Origin of the sequence: Bartonella sp. AP3QHHD (assembly GCF_042195765.1) — a bacterium.
Lineage (GTDB): Bacteria > Pseudomonadota > Alphaproteobacteria > Rhizobiales > Rhizobiaceae > Bartonella.
In genome coordinates this window covers 84,046-98,694 of sequence record NZ_JBHIPC010000087.1, presented here as the reverse complement: position 1 = coordinate 98,694, position 14,649 = coordinate 84,046, and the positions used below count along the sequence as shown (strand labels likewise).

The window sequence follows — 14,649 nt, the reverse complement described above, 5'->3', positions numbered from 1 at the left end:
CTCATTAAATTTGTTGATCAAGTTTAAAAACGTTTTTCCCTTTCACAAAGGTCTGGAGCACGCGTCCTTGAAAACGTGCATTCTCAAAAGGGGTATTTTTTGAACGTGAATAGAGCTTCTCTTTCGAAACAACCCATGGTTCTTCAAGATCAACCACAATAAGGTCTGCATGAGCCCCTTTTTTGAGTGTTCCTGCATTGAGTCCAAAGAGCTTTGCAGGCGCCGTTGACAAAAGTTCCGTTATCCGTAGAAGAGATAGGCTCTCATTATGATAAAGGCGTAAGGCTGCGCTCAATAAGGTCTCCATACCAATAGCGCCAACTGCCGCGTCATTAAATGGTAAATGTTTTGTGTCGATACTCTGAGGATCATGAGAAGAGACAATAACATCTATAATCCCATCCTTTATTGCTTCAATCATTGCTATACGGTCTTCTTCTGTACGCAATGGGGGCATTAAGCGAAAAGAGGTGCGATATTCACCAATGTCATTTTCATTGAAAGATAAATGATTAATAGATACACCCGCTGAAATTTTCTCACTGCGTTTTTTACCTAAACGAAGTGCATCAGCAGAGAGTGCTGTCGATATTTGAGCAGCATGATAGCGTGTTTGCGTTAATACTGCTAATCGCAGATCTCTTTCAAGAGGGATAACTTCTGCTTCGCGAGGGATGCCAGAAAGACCAAGCCAACTGGCAAGCAGTCCTTCATTCATCACACCTTGCCCTGTAAGATCTTTATCTTGCGTTTCATGTATCAATGGAACATCAAAATCACGTGCATAAGTCATTGCACGCCGCATAACAGATGAATTTTGAAGTGTTTTTTTTCCCTCACTAAAAGCAACGGCTCCTGCATCTTTGAGCAAACCAAATTCGGTTATTTCTTGTCCGTTGAAACCTTGTGTGATTGAAGCAACGGGATAAATATTGACCAATGACATTTCCTGTGCTGTATGCGTAATAAATTTAACGAGTGCTACATTATCAATAACTGGATGCGTGTTTGGCATCATAAGAAAGGAAGTAATACCACCTGCTGCGGCCGCGTAACTTGCTGATGTAATTGTTTCACAATGTTCATTCCCTAATTCTTCAACAAAAACGCGCGCATCAACAAGTCCAGGGAGAATTGCTTTGTTTTGTGCGTTAATAACTTCTGCTTCTTCAGGGAATCCCTGATTCAGAGCTTCTTTTCCAGCGGCTATAATTCGTCCATTTTTAACAATAACTGTACCAATTTCATCGATTGCGCGCGAAGGATCAATAATACGAGCATTCTGAAAAACAATTGGTTTTATCATTTTTTTTCTCCACTGATCTTTGCGCGTGAATCTAATAAAGCCTCCATGACAGCCATACGCACTGCAATTCCCATTTCTACTTGTGTCTGAATCATACTTTGTGGTCCATCTGCTATATCGGATGCAATCTCTACACCACGGTTTATTGGTCCAGGGTGCAGAATAATAGAATCATTTTTGGCATAGGCTAAATTTTCTTTATGTAAGCCAAAATAATGGAAATATTCACGCGTAGAAGGAATGAAAGAGCCTGTCATCCGTTCATGCTGTAAGCGCAACATCATGATAACGTCAGCATTTTTAAGACCTTCTTTCATCGTGTTAAAAACCTCAACACTCATATGAGCAATTTCTGCGGGTAAAAGTGTTGAGGGAGCAACAGCACGAACACGAGCACCCAAAGCATTGAGACACAGGATATTGGAACGGGCAACACGTGAGTGTAAGATATCTCCGCAAATCGCAACAGTTAATCCTTCAATACGACCTTTTGCCCTTTTAATGGTTAGAGCATCTAATAAAGCTTGGGTTGGATGTTCGTGGGCACCATCACCTGCATTAATAACACAACAATCAACTTTTTGCGCTAATAAAGCTGCCGCTCCTGCACTGTTATGGCGAAAAACAAGTATATCTGGCTTCATCGCATTGAGAGTTGTAGCAGTATCAAGTAATGTTTCTCCCTTTTTTACAGATGAGTTGCTGATCGCAAGACTCATCACGTGTGCACCTAGCCTTTTACCCGCTAATTCAAAAGAAGATTGTGTTCGCGTAGAGGCTTCAAAAAAGAGATTAATTTGAGTCCGTCCATGCAAAGTAGATTTTATTTTATCAATTTTGTTAGAAAGGATAACATTTGCTTCTGCACGATCAAGCAATGTATTAAGATCTTGTACACTCAGATCTTTAATAGCTAAAAGATGTTGATGAGGGAAAAGTGGAAAAAAATTATTTTGCATCATAGCATTCTTCTTTATCTCTCTCTAAACAGGTTAAACAAGCATTTGTTTGAATATGATAAATGTTTCTTAACTCTAAAAAGACAAGTAGTCTATGATATGAATGATTTGAATGTAGGAATATACCTATGAGTGCTGTATCTGCGCAAAACACTCGTCGAAAAAATACATTTCTTAGCGATACGCTTATGTTTCGTATTGCTTCTACTTTGCCTAAGTTTTTGTTAGCAAGTTTTGAAGAAATAGGGGATTTTGCCGCGAGTCGAGAAGCATGGAAACTTTCTTACTTAGCGAATCATTATAAGCCTTTACTATGCTATAATGATGAATGGGGGCAACCAACAGAAAGATTAGAGATCCATTCTTCCTATCAAGCTCTTCAACAATATTCTAGACAAGCAGGTTTGGTTACCTCGCTTTGGGAAAATACGAGCTCAGAAAATGGAGTACGCTATCAAGCGCGTGCGATTCGTTTAGCTTTATCTGCTGGTTTAGAAACAGGACATTTGAATGAAGTTATCATAACGAGTGCAGCTATTGCTGTTTTAATTAGTGATATTGAGCTCTTCAAAAAATGGCAAAATGTACTTTTATCACGCCAATATGATTCCTCATCAAAGCCTATTCATCATAAAAAGGCTGCTTCTCTAACTTGTGCATTTGACGATATTGAAAAATACGCTTTCAATTTTCCAAGTGTTAAGAAAATTTCTTTCGATGAAAGTATGGAACGTGATCTATATCGTTTAAATGTTGTAAAAACCAACGTTATTAATCCTGCCGCTGACGGATATCTTGTTAGTGCAGATTTAGATGGTCATTTAAGTTGTTTTTTTATTCCACGCATACAAGAAAATGGCGCATTAAATGGATCTATATCGATTCGTCATTTAATTCAGCGTTCTGGAGAACTTTTAACACCAGAGGGGGTTGTCGATTTCCAAGGCAGTTATGGCTGGCTTTTGGGAAATGCTGGAGAAGGGCTTAAAGTTATTAAAGATATCGAGACGATGATGCGTTTCGATCAATCTGTCATATCGGCAGGTGTTTTACGAGCGGCTCTTCAATTTGGTATGGATTTTTTTCGGAAAAAAATGCCCAATCAGCCTTTACCTCCACTGACAGAACGTATTTTTGCAGATATTGCATTAGATATAGCTGCCTCACAAGCATTGGTTTTGCGTTTAGCGAGAGCATTTGACAATGCAGCAAATGACCGTTCTGAAGCAGCTTTTGCCCGCATTATGACACCTATTATTGCTTATCATGTAAGTCAATTGGTTGTGCCTATTATTGGTGAAATTATTGCACAACTTGGTATTGAAAGTTTTATAGAGAATAATCCATTATCACAAATGTTGCATAATGGGCCTGCGCGAATTGTGAGAAATAGTTCTGCTAATCAATTGGTAAAGGATGCCATTCTTATTGCTGAAAAAGCACCGGGATTGTTTCAGAAATTGTTAGAAAAAATTGCTCTTGATATTGGACCAGCGGGACCACGAGCAATTGAAATTATTAAGTCAGCAGGTGATATGGCATCAGCAAATGAAGGTGCAGGAAGATTTTTTGTTGAACAAGTAGCTTATGCAGCAGCAGCAGCAGCATTACGTTCTACAGACATAGAACATGTTGCGAATGCCTATATGGAAAGCCGCCTTGGAGGACAATGGAGATCTTCTTACGGGATGCTCATTGCACGATATAATGCAGGGCATTTGCTCAATGTCCTCTATCCTTCCATATGATGAAAGTTTTGAATTCTATTAAGAGCACCTTGCAATATAAAAGCGGCGGCTGCCGAATCAATACGGCTTGCTCGTTTAGCGCGCGATACATTCATTTCTAAAAGAGACCGTTCCGCAGCAATTGTTGATAAACGTTCGTCCCAAAAAACAAATGGAATTTTTGTATAAGCTTTCATATTGCTCACAAAAGCTCTGGTTGCTTGAACACGAGAGCCACTGCTTCCATTCATGTTAAGAGGTAAGCCAATGATAATAACGCCTACATTTTCACGGTCAAAAATTTTAATAAGTGTGTAAGCATCTTCTGTAAATTTTTTTCGCTGTAGTACAGGACGCGGATTTGAGACAATCAGCCCCCTATCAGAAATCGCAATTCCGATAGTTTTTGTCCCTAAATCTAAGCCTGCTATTGTTTGTCTAGGCAAAAGATGTGTTATAACTTCATCTATATTAATAACAGTCATAAAGGTATAATACGTTTTTTAATGTTTCAGATCTATAGTTATATTCTTTATTCATGTTATCTAATATTCTTGCACTTACAAGTGCAGCCTTGTATAGCCAGAATAAAGATCAATAAATAAACAAAAAAGCAGAAAGGCGTAAAGAGTATGTCTGTTGATCAAGAGACAGTCAAGCGGATAGCACATTTAGCAAGGATTGCCCTCCACGATGATGAGATAGAACCTGTGACAAAAAAAATCAATGCTATTTTAGGTTTTGTAGAGCAATTGAATGAAGTTGATGTCAGTGGAGTTGAGCCATTAACATCTGTGATGCCGATGACACTACGAATGCGTGAAGATAGTGTTACAGATGGCGATAAAGCAGCAGATATTGTAGCCAATGCCCCTGTTACAGAAGAAAATTTTTTTCTTGTCTCAAAAATTGTTGAGTAACTTTTTATATTTTTGAAATTTGAGAACCAATATGACTGATTTAACAACTCTCACAATTGCGCAAGCTCGTGATGCTCTAACAAAGAAAAATCTCAAAGCAACAGAATTAACGGAAGCTTATTTACAAGCAATAGAGTTGGCAAATCCAACTTTGAATGCTTATGTAACAATAACAGCAGAACAGGCAATGAAAATGGCTGCTGAATCAGACAGTCGCTTAGCGAAAGAACAGGGAGGGCTTTTGGAAGGAATTCCCTTGGGGATTAAAGATCTTTTTGCAACCTATGGTGTTCATACTCAAGCCTGTTCAAATATCCTTGATGGTTTTAAACCGCACTATGAATCAACTGTCACGGCTAATTTATGGCAAGATGGTGCTGTGATGTTAGGAAAACTTAATATGGATGAGTTTGCTATGGGCTCATCCAACGAAACATCATATTATGGTCCCGTTATTAGTCCATGGAGAAAAAAAGGCTCAAATGAAAAACTCGTACCCGGTGGTTCTTCGGGGGGATCTGCAGCCGCTGTTGCTGCACAAATTTGTGCTGGTGCAACTGCAACCGATACAGGTGGCTCAATACGTCAACCAGCAGCTTTTACTGGAACTGTAGGAATAAAGCCAACTTATGGACGTTGTTCGCGATGGGGCGTTGTCGCGTTTGCTTCATCTCTTGATCAAGCTGGACCTGTTGCTAGAGATGTTCGTGATTGTGCTATCTTACTCAGATCAATGGCCTCTTTTGATGAAAAAGATTCTACTTCCGTCAATTTACCAGTTCCTGATTATGAAAGTTATCTTGGTCAATCAATCAAAGGAATGAAAATCGGTATTCCAAAAGAATATCATGTGGATGGAATGTCTTCAGAAATTATTGAGCTTTGGCAAAAAGGAATAAATTGGTTAAAAGAAGCAGGTGCTGAGATTAAAGATATTTCTTTGCCCCATACAAAATATGCTCTACCTTCTTATTACATTATAGCTCCTGCAGAAGCCTCTTCTAATTTAGCGCGTTATGATGGTGTGCGTTTTGGTTTGCGCATGCCTGGAAAAGACATCATTGAGATGTATGAAAATACGCGTTCTGTTGGTTTTGGTGATGAAGTCAAACGGCGCATTCTGGTTGGGACTTATGTTCTTTCATCAGGTTATTATGATGCCTGTTATTTAAGAGCTCAAAAAGTAAGAACACTCGTAAAACGTGATTTTGATCAATGTTTTGCTTCAGGCATTGATGCTATTTTGACACCAGCAACACCAACACCTGCTTTTGGTATTGCTGATGAAAAAATAAAAAATGATGCTGTAGCAATGTATCTTAATGATATTTTTACGGTACCAGTTAATATGGCTGGTTTACCAGGAATTTCTGTTCCTGCTGGTCTGTCATCAAATGGTTTACCTCTAGGATTGCAATTGATTGGTAAACCTTTTTCTGAAGAAGTCATTTTTCAGATAGCGCACATTATTGAACAAGAAGCAGGAATATTCAGTGCAGAAAAATGGTGGATGTAATAGTCAAAATTCACAAAGGAGCATTTCTCATCCTTAATGAGAAATGCTTTTTTAAAAGGTGGAGGGATGAGCTCTATTTCCTTAATTCGTAGTCTTACCCACCAAGATAGGCTTCTTTAACACGCGAATCAGAGAGCATAGTTTTTCCTTCACCGTGAAATAAAATATGTCCTACCTCTAAAATATAAGCATAGTCAGCTATGGAAAGTGCAGCAAATGCATTTTGTTCAATAAGAAGAACAGTTTTTCCCATATCATTAATTTTTCGAATAATCGAAAAAATTTCTTGAACGAGAAGTGGTGCTAACCCCAACGAGGGTTCATCTAATATGACCATATCAGGATTGCTCATAAGTGCACGGCCCACAGCAACCATCTGTTGTTCACCACCTGACATTGTTCCTCCCAACTGTTTTGCTCTTTCACGTAGGCGCGGAAAAAGGTCAAATATCCATTCAATATCACGGGAAATTCCCTGCTTATCGTGACGAATATAAGCGCCTAGATGAAGATTCTCTAAAACAGTGAGATGGGGCATGATACGTCGTCCTTCAGGGCTTAGAGCAATCCCTAATCGCAAAATCTCTTCTGGTGATTTTTTAATAATAGATTTGCCATTATAGGTAATTTCTCCATAAACAGAGCGATTAAGCCCTGTAATAGAACGTACAATACTGCTTTTTCCTGCACCATTGGCTCCAATTAAAGTGACAATACTGCCCCGCTTTATGGACATAGAAAGATTTTGGACAGCTTTAATGGCGCCATAATGAACGTAAAGATTTTTTATTTTAAGAATATCCATAAACATCTCCGCCAAGATAAGCTTCAATAACTTTAGGGTTATTACGAATTTCATCTGGTGTACCACTGGCAATGCAACAGCCATATTCCATAACCAAAATATGTTGGCAAAGTCCCATAACCACTTTCATATCGTGCTCAATAAGAAGAATTGTAAGATCAAAGTCTTTTTGCACTTTTGCTATGAATTTTCTAAGATCTTCACTTTCTTGTGGATTCATGCCAGCAACAGGTTCATCAAGAAGAAGCAATTTGGGCTTTGTGGCTAACGCACGTGCAATTTCTAGACGTCGTTGCACACCATAAGGTAAAGCTGTTGCCGATTGATTGGCAAGGTGATCAAGTTGTAGCTGTTCAAGGAGCTCCAAGGAATTTTTATAAACTTCCTTCTTTTCTTTTATTGCTTTTGAAAAAAAGAGAGCTGAAGAAAACCAAGGATATTTTTGTCGAACATGCGCTCCTACCATAACATTCTGCAAAACCGTTAACCCTGAGAAAAGACGAATATTTTGAAATGTTCTGGCAATATGGCTTCTACAGATAATATAAGGAGACGCTCCAGAAATTTTTTTCTCATCAAAAAGAATGATGCCGCTTGTAGGAGCATAAAATCCAGAAATCATATTGAAAACTGTTGTTTTTCCAGCACCATTGGGACCAATTAATCCAGTAATACTTCCTCGTTTAATTGCCATATTAACATTATTTACAGCAACTAATCCGCCAAAACGCATTACAATATTATTGAGTGAAAGGATATTGTCGTTCATAGCTTTCCCTCAGTATTAGAAAGCTTTTTGCGTGTCAAAAAGCTATAAATTCCATTCCATGAAAATTCTCGTTGTCCCATTAACCCTTTTCTCCAAAACAAGATAATTACCAGCAATAAAAGGGAAAAAACAACCATACGAAGCCCTGGGGTTTCTGGAATATGTATAAAACCTAAGTCAAATGGACTTTCAATAATACGAAGCCATTCAAGCATGACTGTAATAATAATGCTGCCAATAATGCTCCCTGTAATTGAACCGAGACCACCAGCAACAACAATCATTAAAATATTAAAAGTCAGAAGAAAATTAAACATTTTTGGATCAATGGTTGAAATAAGAGCCGCCATTAATGCGCCACCTATACCTGCAAAAAACGCTCCAACAGTAAAGGAAAAACTACGGTAGAAAAAAGCATTAATTCCCATAGTTTTCGCAGCTATTTCATCATCACGAATAGCACGTAATACGTTACCAGTATTACTTTGCAGTAAGAGGACAATAAAGAGAACTGTAAATGCTAGCCAACCATAGTTCCACCATAATGTTGCATTTTGAGGTATTCCTTTGATTCCCAAAGAGCCATTTGTGAGCGATGTTGCGTTCGTAATGACAATGCGAATAATTTCCGCAAAACCTAATGTTGCAATTCCAAGATAATCGCCACCAAGACGCAATATTGGTAAAGCAATTAATAAACCTACAACAGCAGCACACAAACCACTTACAACAACAGCGATAAAAAAAGGTAACTGCAAATGATATAATGGTTCAGCAATAGGCTCAAGAATCCACATCATTTCTTTTTGTTCAGGGGAAAGAAGTAAAATTGCGCAAACATAAGCACCAATAGCCATAAATCCAGCATGTCCAAGAGAAAACATACCTGTGAAACCGTAAATCAAATTAAGCGAAATTGCCAATATCGCATTAATAGCAATCAGATTGATGATACGAAGCGTATAGTCATTAAAATGGCTATCAGCATAAAATAAAAAACCTATGAGAACTAAAACACTTATACACGATAAAACAGTTGTCGCTGACTTTGCCATTAGATTTTCTCCTGATTTCTTTTACCCATTAATCCTGTGGGCAATATCAATAGAATCAGAATCAATAAAATGAAAGCGAAGGCATCTCGATATCCAGATAGCGCAGGGAAAAATGCGATAATCATAATTTCAATAAACCCTAATAATAATCCTCCCAACATTGCACCTGGTATCGAACCAATACCTCCAATAACAGCAGCGATAAATGCTTTGAGACCAGGAAGAACACCCATATAAGGCTGAATTTGAGGATAACGTAAAGACCACATAATACCAGCTATGGCGGCAAGAGCTGAGCCTATTCCAAATGTAAACGCAATAACTTTATTGACAGACACACCCATCAAACGTGTTGTTTCAATATCATGGGAGATTGCGCGCATAGCAAGACCCGGTTTTGTTTTATGGATAATCCATAATAGTAATAAAATAAGAATTAATGACACAAAGGGAACGATCAGAGACATGGGAGCAATTCTGATGATACCATCTGCTCCTGATCCTAGATGCCATAAAAATGGTGTTACAAGAAAATCTGGCTGTTGTACACCTTTCGGAACACCACTAAAGAGTACAGTAGCAAGATTTTCAATAAAAAAAGAAACACCAATTGCACCGATAAGTGCCGAAATACGCGGAGCATGGCGTAGAGGTTTATAAGCAAATTGATCAACAGCAACACCCACAGCACTTGTAATAAAAATGGAAAAACAAAGAGCTAAAACCCAAATCGGTGTAAAATCTTGCGGGGAAATTTTAAAATAATAAACAAATCCTAGCGCAAGAATTAAAAAAGCAGCAATCCAATAAATTGGAGGACGCCTTTTAAAGCCTATAAAGACCGAATAATAAACAAGAGCAGCAAAAAACAAAAGAAGAAAAGCTACCCAAGCAGGCATAAAGCCAATTGTGGAAAAGAAAACAAAATATGCTCCCAGCATAAAGATATCACCGTGAGCAAAATTAATGAGTCTCAGTATACCGTAGACCATGGTGTAGCCAATAGCAATAAGCCCATAAAGAGATCCCAATGCCAGTGCATTAAAAAAGTACTGGATGAACATTTCAGTGCTCATCTCTCATCCTTCCACATTTGTTAATTTACATAGGATAATAAGAAATTTCTAAGTTTTTGGTTGAGAAAAAAATCCTCAACCAATTCTTGCATTTTAGTAAATAAAACTTTTTAATTAAAAAGCAGGTTTAACTTCTTCTAAATAAACACGTTTTCCATCCTGTATTTTAATGATACCAATAGAAATTTTAGGGTTATGATTTTCATCCATTGACATATCCCCAAAGGGGGTAGGAAAATCTTTTAATTTGCTAAGTGCGATAGTAATTTTTTCACGATCAGTGCTACCAGCATTTTCAATAGCCTTCATAAACATCATATAACTCGTGTATCCCAAAACAGAATTGATATTTGGCTCTTTGTCCGGGTAAGCTTTTTTCCATTCTTTTGTGAATTCTTGCGCAGCTACTGACATATTTGGCATATACTCACTATAGGGAAGTGTCGTATGTAAGAAACCTTCTGCAGCTTTTCCTGCAATCGTAATGGTTTCTGGATTATCCATAGCATCTCCACCCATAATTTGAAACTTCGCCCCTAATTCTCGTGCTTGTTTCATGATGATAGCACCTTCAGAAAAGTAAGATGGAATGAATAAGATATCAGGTTTCTGGGCGATAATTTGCGTGAGAACAGCTGAAAAGTCCTGATCTCCAGAATTATAATTTAAATTTGAGATAACTTCACCACCTAATTTTTTGAAAGCACGCGTAAAATAACTTGCAAGACCAATAGCATAATCGCTTGAAATATCTTTAAGGATAGCAGCCTTTTTTGCGTGTAAAGTTTGGCTTACATAAGTTGCGATTCCTACTCCTTGATAGGAATCAATAAAGCAAGCACGAAAGTAATATTTTTTACCCTGTGTAACAAGGGGACTTGTTGAGGACGTTGCAATGGTTGGAGTTTTTGCCTTTTCAGATATTTCACCACCTGCTAACGAGAGTGAAGAACCATAGCTACCAATGATTCCACTCACTTTTTCACTTGCTGTTAAACGCATAACAGCATTAGCCGCTTCTACTTTATCAGATTTGTTATCAATAATAACAAGTTCCACTTTACGTCCTAAAATTTCTGGAACTTTTTTATGGGCTAATTCTATACCTCTAATTTCAAGCTGACCTCCAAATGCATTTTGACCACTTAATGGAAGATAAACACCAATCTTAATAGGTTCACTCGCATAAACATTTGCTGTAAATGCCATAAATGCTGCGATTATCGTAAGGATTTTCTTCAATTGCATTGCGCATTTTCCTTAATTGAATTGTCGTTTTTTCACCTTATATTGAACTTCTTCATCATGCAAGTTACACATTAATCAAAATATCATTATGTAAAAAAACTTTTATATGACCTCTTTTGTAGTGCACCCCTTGTAAGGTATGTAAAGTGTACAATCAAATAGTTTTATAAATATTCATGTTGATATTCTCTGACATTAACATAGAAGATACGACAATGTGGGGAAATCTTATCTTGGGGCTTGCGTGTTGATACAAGAGCAATGTTTACTTAAACTTAGAGAATCAATATCGTACAATTTATAAGCTACAGGATCACGTTATTATGACGAGTAAGGATGCATTAAAGGGTTGTTCCCCATCTGAGGATAGTATAGGTGCTTGTGGGGAGATTATCGAAATCAGTGGTGTCATTAAGTGGTTTGATGGTAGTAAGGGGTATGGATTTATTGTACCTGATTTACCTCATTTTCCCGATATATTATTGCATGTTACGGTAATGCGAAGGGATGGTTTTCAAACAGCTTTAGAGGGAGCTAAAGTCATTTGTGCTGTGGAAAAAACTGAACGAGGGTTAAAGTGTGTTCAGGTGAAATCCATAGATTGTTCTTCAGCAATTCATCCATCAGAAGTTCCTGCCCGTACCCATGTTGTTGTTACTCCAGAAAGTGGACTAGAACGAGCAATTGTTAAATGGTTTAATCGTGACAAAGGATACGGTTTTCTTAGCCGTGGGCAAGGAACAGAAGATATTTTTATTCATATGGAAACATTGCGCCGTTTTGGTTTAGCAGAGCTTCGTTCTGGCCAAGTTGTTCTTGTACGTTTTGGTAAAGGAGAAAAAGGTTTAATGACAGCAGAGATTTATCCGGACATAGGCATTCCTTTAGCTACGCATTGAATTTCACGAGTGAAATCAGTATGTTTTCTATATTTTTAAAGATTGTTGTTCCGTAAATTGCTATAGAGGTAGATTTTTAAAGAAAATATGGCTCTCGTGAATCCATAAACCAAATGAAGAAAATTTCGCATATTACGTTGAAAGAAACTAGAAAATAACAAGGAAGCAATCCTCTTTTTTTGACTTTTAAACTCTGGTACCTTTTATTTAGAAACAAAATTTAAAATTTTTCTGTGGTGGAGACAAGAATGTTAAAGCCTTTTAAAAAGGGGCATATTGTTTTATTGGTGATGCTTTTTATGTTAGATATGCGTGTTGTTGTAGCAAAGGAGCCCATAGAGATTCCTGTGCATCCAATTCCTTTAGAAATACATACAAAGCAAGGTTCGGTTTTTTATAAGGTAGAGATTGCTTTTACGCCATCTCAAGCAGCAGCTGGTTTAATGTATCGAACTGATTTTCCACGCGATCGTGCAATGCTCTTTAAGCAGCTAAAAAGTTCTCGATCGGGAGATGAGCAGAAAATTTTTATGTGGATGGCAAATACGCCTTTACCTTTAGATATGATTTTCTTAAACTCTGAGGGAATTATTGTATCGATTATTGAAAATACTTCTCCACTTTCAACAAATACCATTTCATCAGAAGTTCCTGCAGCTTTTGCACTTGAAATTAACGCTGGTGAAGTTTCTAAAAAAAAGATACAAAAAGGACAACGTGTTATTCATCCTGTACTTTGTGGAAAGTGCAATAAAAAATGACCGCTGAAGATATTCGTTTTTTTGAATATAATGGTTTGCGATTTGCTTATCGAGAAGAAGGGCAGGGCGCGCCTATTTTGTTGATCCATGGTTTTGGATCTTCTGCACGGGTGAATTGGTATGCAACGGGTTGGTTTCGTATTCTCACTGAAGCAGGATATCGTGTTATTGCTCTTGATAATCGCGGTCACGGAGATTCAGTTAAAAGTTATGATCCTGTCTTTTATACACCTCAAGCTATGGCTGGCGACGCAGTAAAGTTACTGCAGCATTTAGAGTTATCTAAAGCCCATGTTATGGGATATTCTATGGGGGCTCGTATTAGTGCTTTCATGGCTCTTTTGCATCCAACATATGTACACAGTGTTATTTTTGGTGGTTTAGGTATTGGTATGGTGACGGGAGCAGGAAATTGGGAGCCTGTTGCTGAGGCCCTTTTAACAGAAGATATTTCCACTATTACCAATACGCGCGGTTTAATGTTCCGTAAATTTGCAGATCAAACGAAAAGCGATAGGCGTGCTCTTGCTGCTTGTATCATTACATCAAAACAGGAGTTAACGGTGTCTGAAGTTTACAAAATCAAACAACCAGCACTTGTTGCCGTTGGTTCATTAGATGAAATTGGCGGTGATGCAGAGCCATTGGCAGCCTTGTTGCCTTGTGGTAAAGCTTTATCAATTCCTGATCGAGATCATATGTTTGCTGTAGGCGATAAAGTTTATAAAAAAGGCGTTATCGATTTTCTTTCTCGTTATCCTATAAAATAAGAACTCTTCATAGCTTTTAGAATTTACAGAAATACCCAATATTTTTATTTCGTATAAATTGAAAAAAGCTTATTAAAAAATCTTTCTGTTGTGACATAAGTTTTTATAAAAAATGAAAAGAAAAATAAACTCTTATTAGCTTATTTTGTATATTTTCCAGAGACGTAATTCTTCTAAGATTAGATAATTATAATTTAAAGGTTATTAAAAAGAATTATTTTCGAATGATGTAATAAATATTTTTTGCTAAAAAATGTAGTTTTAAATAAAAAAATATTTTTATTTGTATTTTTTATAAAATAAACAAAATTATAAATTATTGATCAATTTATTTTTACGAATATGCGTTTTAAATACAGATGCTAAAATTGGAGATAAAGTAAAATTATTAAAAATATACAGTTTTTTTTTGCCATTTTTTAATCTATACGGGTATATTTAATAATGATAGACTCCTTTTGTAAACGTTCTTTATGAATGCATAAAGAACGTTGTGAATATATGTAATATTAAGTAAATATTCAGATTATGCTTTTTTACTGACGTTACAGAATCATAAGAGTGTCTTATTTGCACGACACGCAATTATTTTAATCGTTTCAAAAAACAGGAGAGCATAGTGAATGCTGATGAAATAAAAAAACTTGATAATTATTTTAAAAATATATTCCAAAACTCAGCATTGCAAGTCAGAGCACGGCCTAAAAAGAGTGATTCTTGTGAGGTTTATATGGGAGATGAGTTTTTAGGCATTATCTATCGAGATGAAGATGAAGATGAGCTCTCCTATAATTTCTCAATGGCTATATTAGATATTGATTTAGAAAATTGATTCGTT

General features: G+C 37.0%; 15 protein-coding genes. 7 read left to right on the top strand and 8 right to left on the bottom strand.

Annotation, left to right across the window (positions count from 1 at the left end; genetic code table 11):
- Positions 1 to 4 precede the first annotated feature (4 nt).
- Both ACFIL7_RS07120 and ACFIL7_RS07115 read right to left on the bottom strand, forming a co-directional pair.
- Positions 5 to 1,306, bottom strand: a complete 1,302-nt coding sequence (locus tag ACFIL7_RS07120) for a dihydroorotase (protein WP_375634648.1) — start codon at positions 1,304 to 1,306, stop codon at positions 5 to 7.
- A complete protein-coding gene (locus ACFIL7_RS07115; RefSeq protein ID WP_375634130.1) occupies positions 1,303 to 2,268 on the bottom strand; it encodes an aspartate carbamoyltransferase catalytic subunit in 966 nt (321 codons plus the stop codon). Before ACFIL7_RS07115 ends, ACFIL7_RS07120 begins: the two co-directional genes overlap by 4 nt.
- Positions 2,269 to 2,393: 125 nt before the next feature.
- Between ACFIL7_RS07115 and ACFIL7_RS07110 the strand changes: the two genes are divergently transcribed.
- The gene (locus tag ACFIL7_RS07110; RefSeq protein ID WP_375634649.1) at positions 2,394 to 4,013 is read left to right on the top strand and encodes an acyl-CoA dehydrogenase family protein; all 1,620 of its coding nucleotides are present in this window, start codon (positions 2,394 to 2,396) and stop codon (positions 4,011 to 4,013) included.
- Here the strand turns inward: ACFIL7_RS07110 and ruvX are convergent.
- Entirely contained in the window at positions 3,998 to 4,477 is a 480-nt protein-coding gene (gene ruvX / locus ACFIL7_RS07105) for a Holliday junction resolvase RuvX (RefSeq protein ID WP_375618120.1), read from the bottom strand. The genes ACFIL7_RS07110 and ruvX overlap by 16 nt on opposite strands.
- A 147-nt stretch (positions 4,478 to 4,624) precedes the next feature.
- Here ruvX and gatC point away from each other — a divergent pair, with 147 nt between their 5' ends.
- Both gatC and gatA read left to right on the top strand, forming a co-directional pair.
- Positions 4,625 to 4,912, top strand: a complete 288-nt coding sequence (gatC, locus tag ACFIL7_RS07100) for an Asp-tRNA(Asn)/Glu-tRNA(Gln) amidotransferase subunit GatC (RefSeq protein WP_375634126.1) — start codon at positions 4,625 to 4,627, stop codon at positions 4,910 to 4,912.
- A 31-nt stretch (positions 4,913 to 4,943) separates the two neighbouring features.
- On the top strand, positions 4,944 to 6,428 hold the full coding sequence (gene gatA, locus ACFIL7_RS07095; RefSeq protein WP_375634124.1) for an Asp-tRNA(Asn)/Glu-tRNA(Gln) amidotransferase subunit GatA: 1,485 nt from the start codon (positions 4,944 to 4,946) through the stop codon (positions 6,426 to 6,428).
- A gap of 94 nt (positions 6,429 to 6,522) precedes the next feature.
- On the opposite strand, the gene ACFIL7_RS07090 is transcribed toward gatA, so the two are convergent.
- From ACFIL7_RS07090 to ACFIL7_RS07070, 5 genes are all read right to left on the bottom strand, one after another.
- Positions 6,523 to 7,233: an ABC transporter ATP-binding protein gene (locus ACFIL7_RS07090; protein WP_375634650.1), complete on the bottom strand. Its 711-nt coding sequence runs from the start codon at positions 7,231 to 7,233 to the stop codon at positions 6,523 to 6,525.
- Positions 7,220 to 8,002 (bottom strand): ABC transporter ATP-binding protein, encoded by a 783-nt coding sequence (locus ACFIL7_RS07085; RefSeq protein ID WP_375611930.1) that lies wholly within the window; start codon positions 8,000 to 8,002, stop codon positions 7,220 to 7,222. The genes ACFIL7_RS07090 and ACFIL7_RS07085 overlap by 14 nt, the downstream gene beginning before the upstream one ends.
- Complete coding sequence (locus ACFIL7_RS07080; RefSeq protein ID WP_375613416.1) at positions 7,999 to 9,057, bottom strand: branched-chain amino acid ABC transporter permease; 1,059 nt, start codon at positions 9,055 to 9,057, stop codon at positions 7,999 to 8,001. Before ACFIL7_RS07080 ends, ACFIL7_RS07085 begins: the two co-directional genes overlap by 4 nt.
- The gene (locus ACFIL7_RS07075) at positions 9,057 to 10,133 is read right to left on the bottom strand and encodes a branched-chain amino acid ABC transporter permease (protein ID WP_375634122.1); all 1,077 of its coding nucleotides are present in this window, start codon (positions 10,131 to 10,133) and stop codon (positions 9,057 to 9,059) included. Before ACFIL7_RS07075 ends, ACFIL7_RS07080 begins: the two co-directional genes overlap by 1 nt.
- A 114-nt stretch (positions 10,134 to 10,247) precedes the next feature.
- Positions 10,248 to 11,381, bottom strand: a complete 1,134-nt coding sequence (locus ACFIL7_RS07070; RefSeq protein ID WP_375683469.1) for an ABC transporter substrate-binding protein — start codon at positions 11,379 to 11,381, stop codon at positions 10,248 to 10,250.
- Between the two features lie 323 nt (positions 11,382 to 11,704).
- Here ACFIL7_RS07070 and ACFIL7_RS07065 point away from each other — a divergent pair, with 323 nt between their 5' ends.
- The 4 genes from ACFIL7_RS07065 (at position 11,705) to ACFIL7_RS07050 (ending at position 14,643) form a co-directional block, all read left to right on the top strand.
- Positions 11,705 to 12,280 carry a cold-shock protein gene (locus tag ACFIL7_RS07065; protein ID WP_375634118.1) on the top strand — a complete coding sequence of 192 codons (576 nt, stop codon included), beginning with the start codon at positions 11,705 to 11,707 and terminating at the stop codon, positions 12,278 to 12,280.
- 248 nt (positions 12,281 to 12,528) lie between these two features.
- The gene (locus ACFIL7_RS07060; RefSeq protein ID WP_375634116.1) at positions 12,529 to 13,041 is read left to right on the top strand and encodes a DUF192 domain-containing protein; all 513 of its coding nucleotides are present in this window, start codon (positions 12,529 to 12,531) and stop codon (positions 13,039 to 13,041) included.
- On the top strand, positions 13,038 to 13,811 hold the full coding sequence (locus ACFIL7_RS07055) for an alpha/beta fold hydrolase (RefSeq protein WP_375634114.1): 774 nt from the start codon (positions 13,038 to 13,040) through the stop codon (positions 13,809 to 13,811). Before ACFIL7_RS07060 ends, ACFIL7_RS07055 begins: the two co-directional genes overlap by 4 nt.
- Positions 13,812 to 14,430: 619 nt before the next feature.
- On the top strand, positions 14,431 to 14,643 hold the full coding sequence (locus tag ACFIL7_RS07050; protein WP_375621268.1) for a DUF3126 family protein: 213 nt from the start codon (positions 14,431 to 14,433) through the stop codon (positions 14,641 to 14,643).
- Positions 14,644 to 14,649 lie beyond the last annotated feature (6 nt).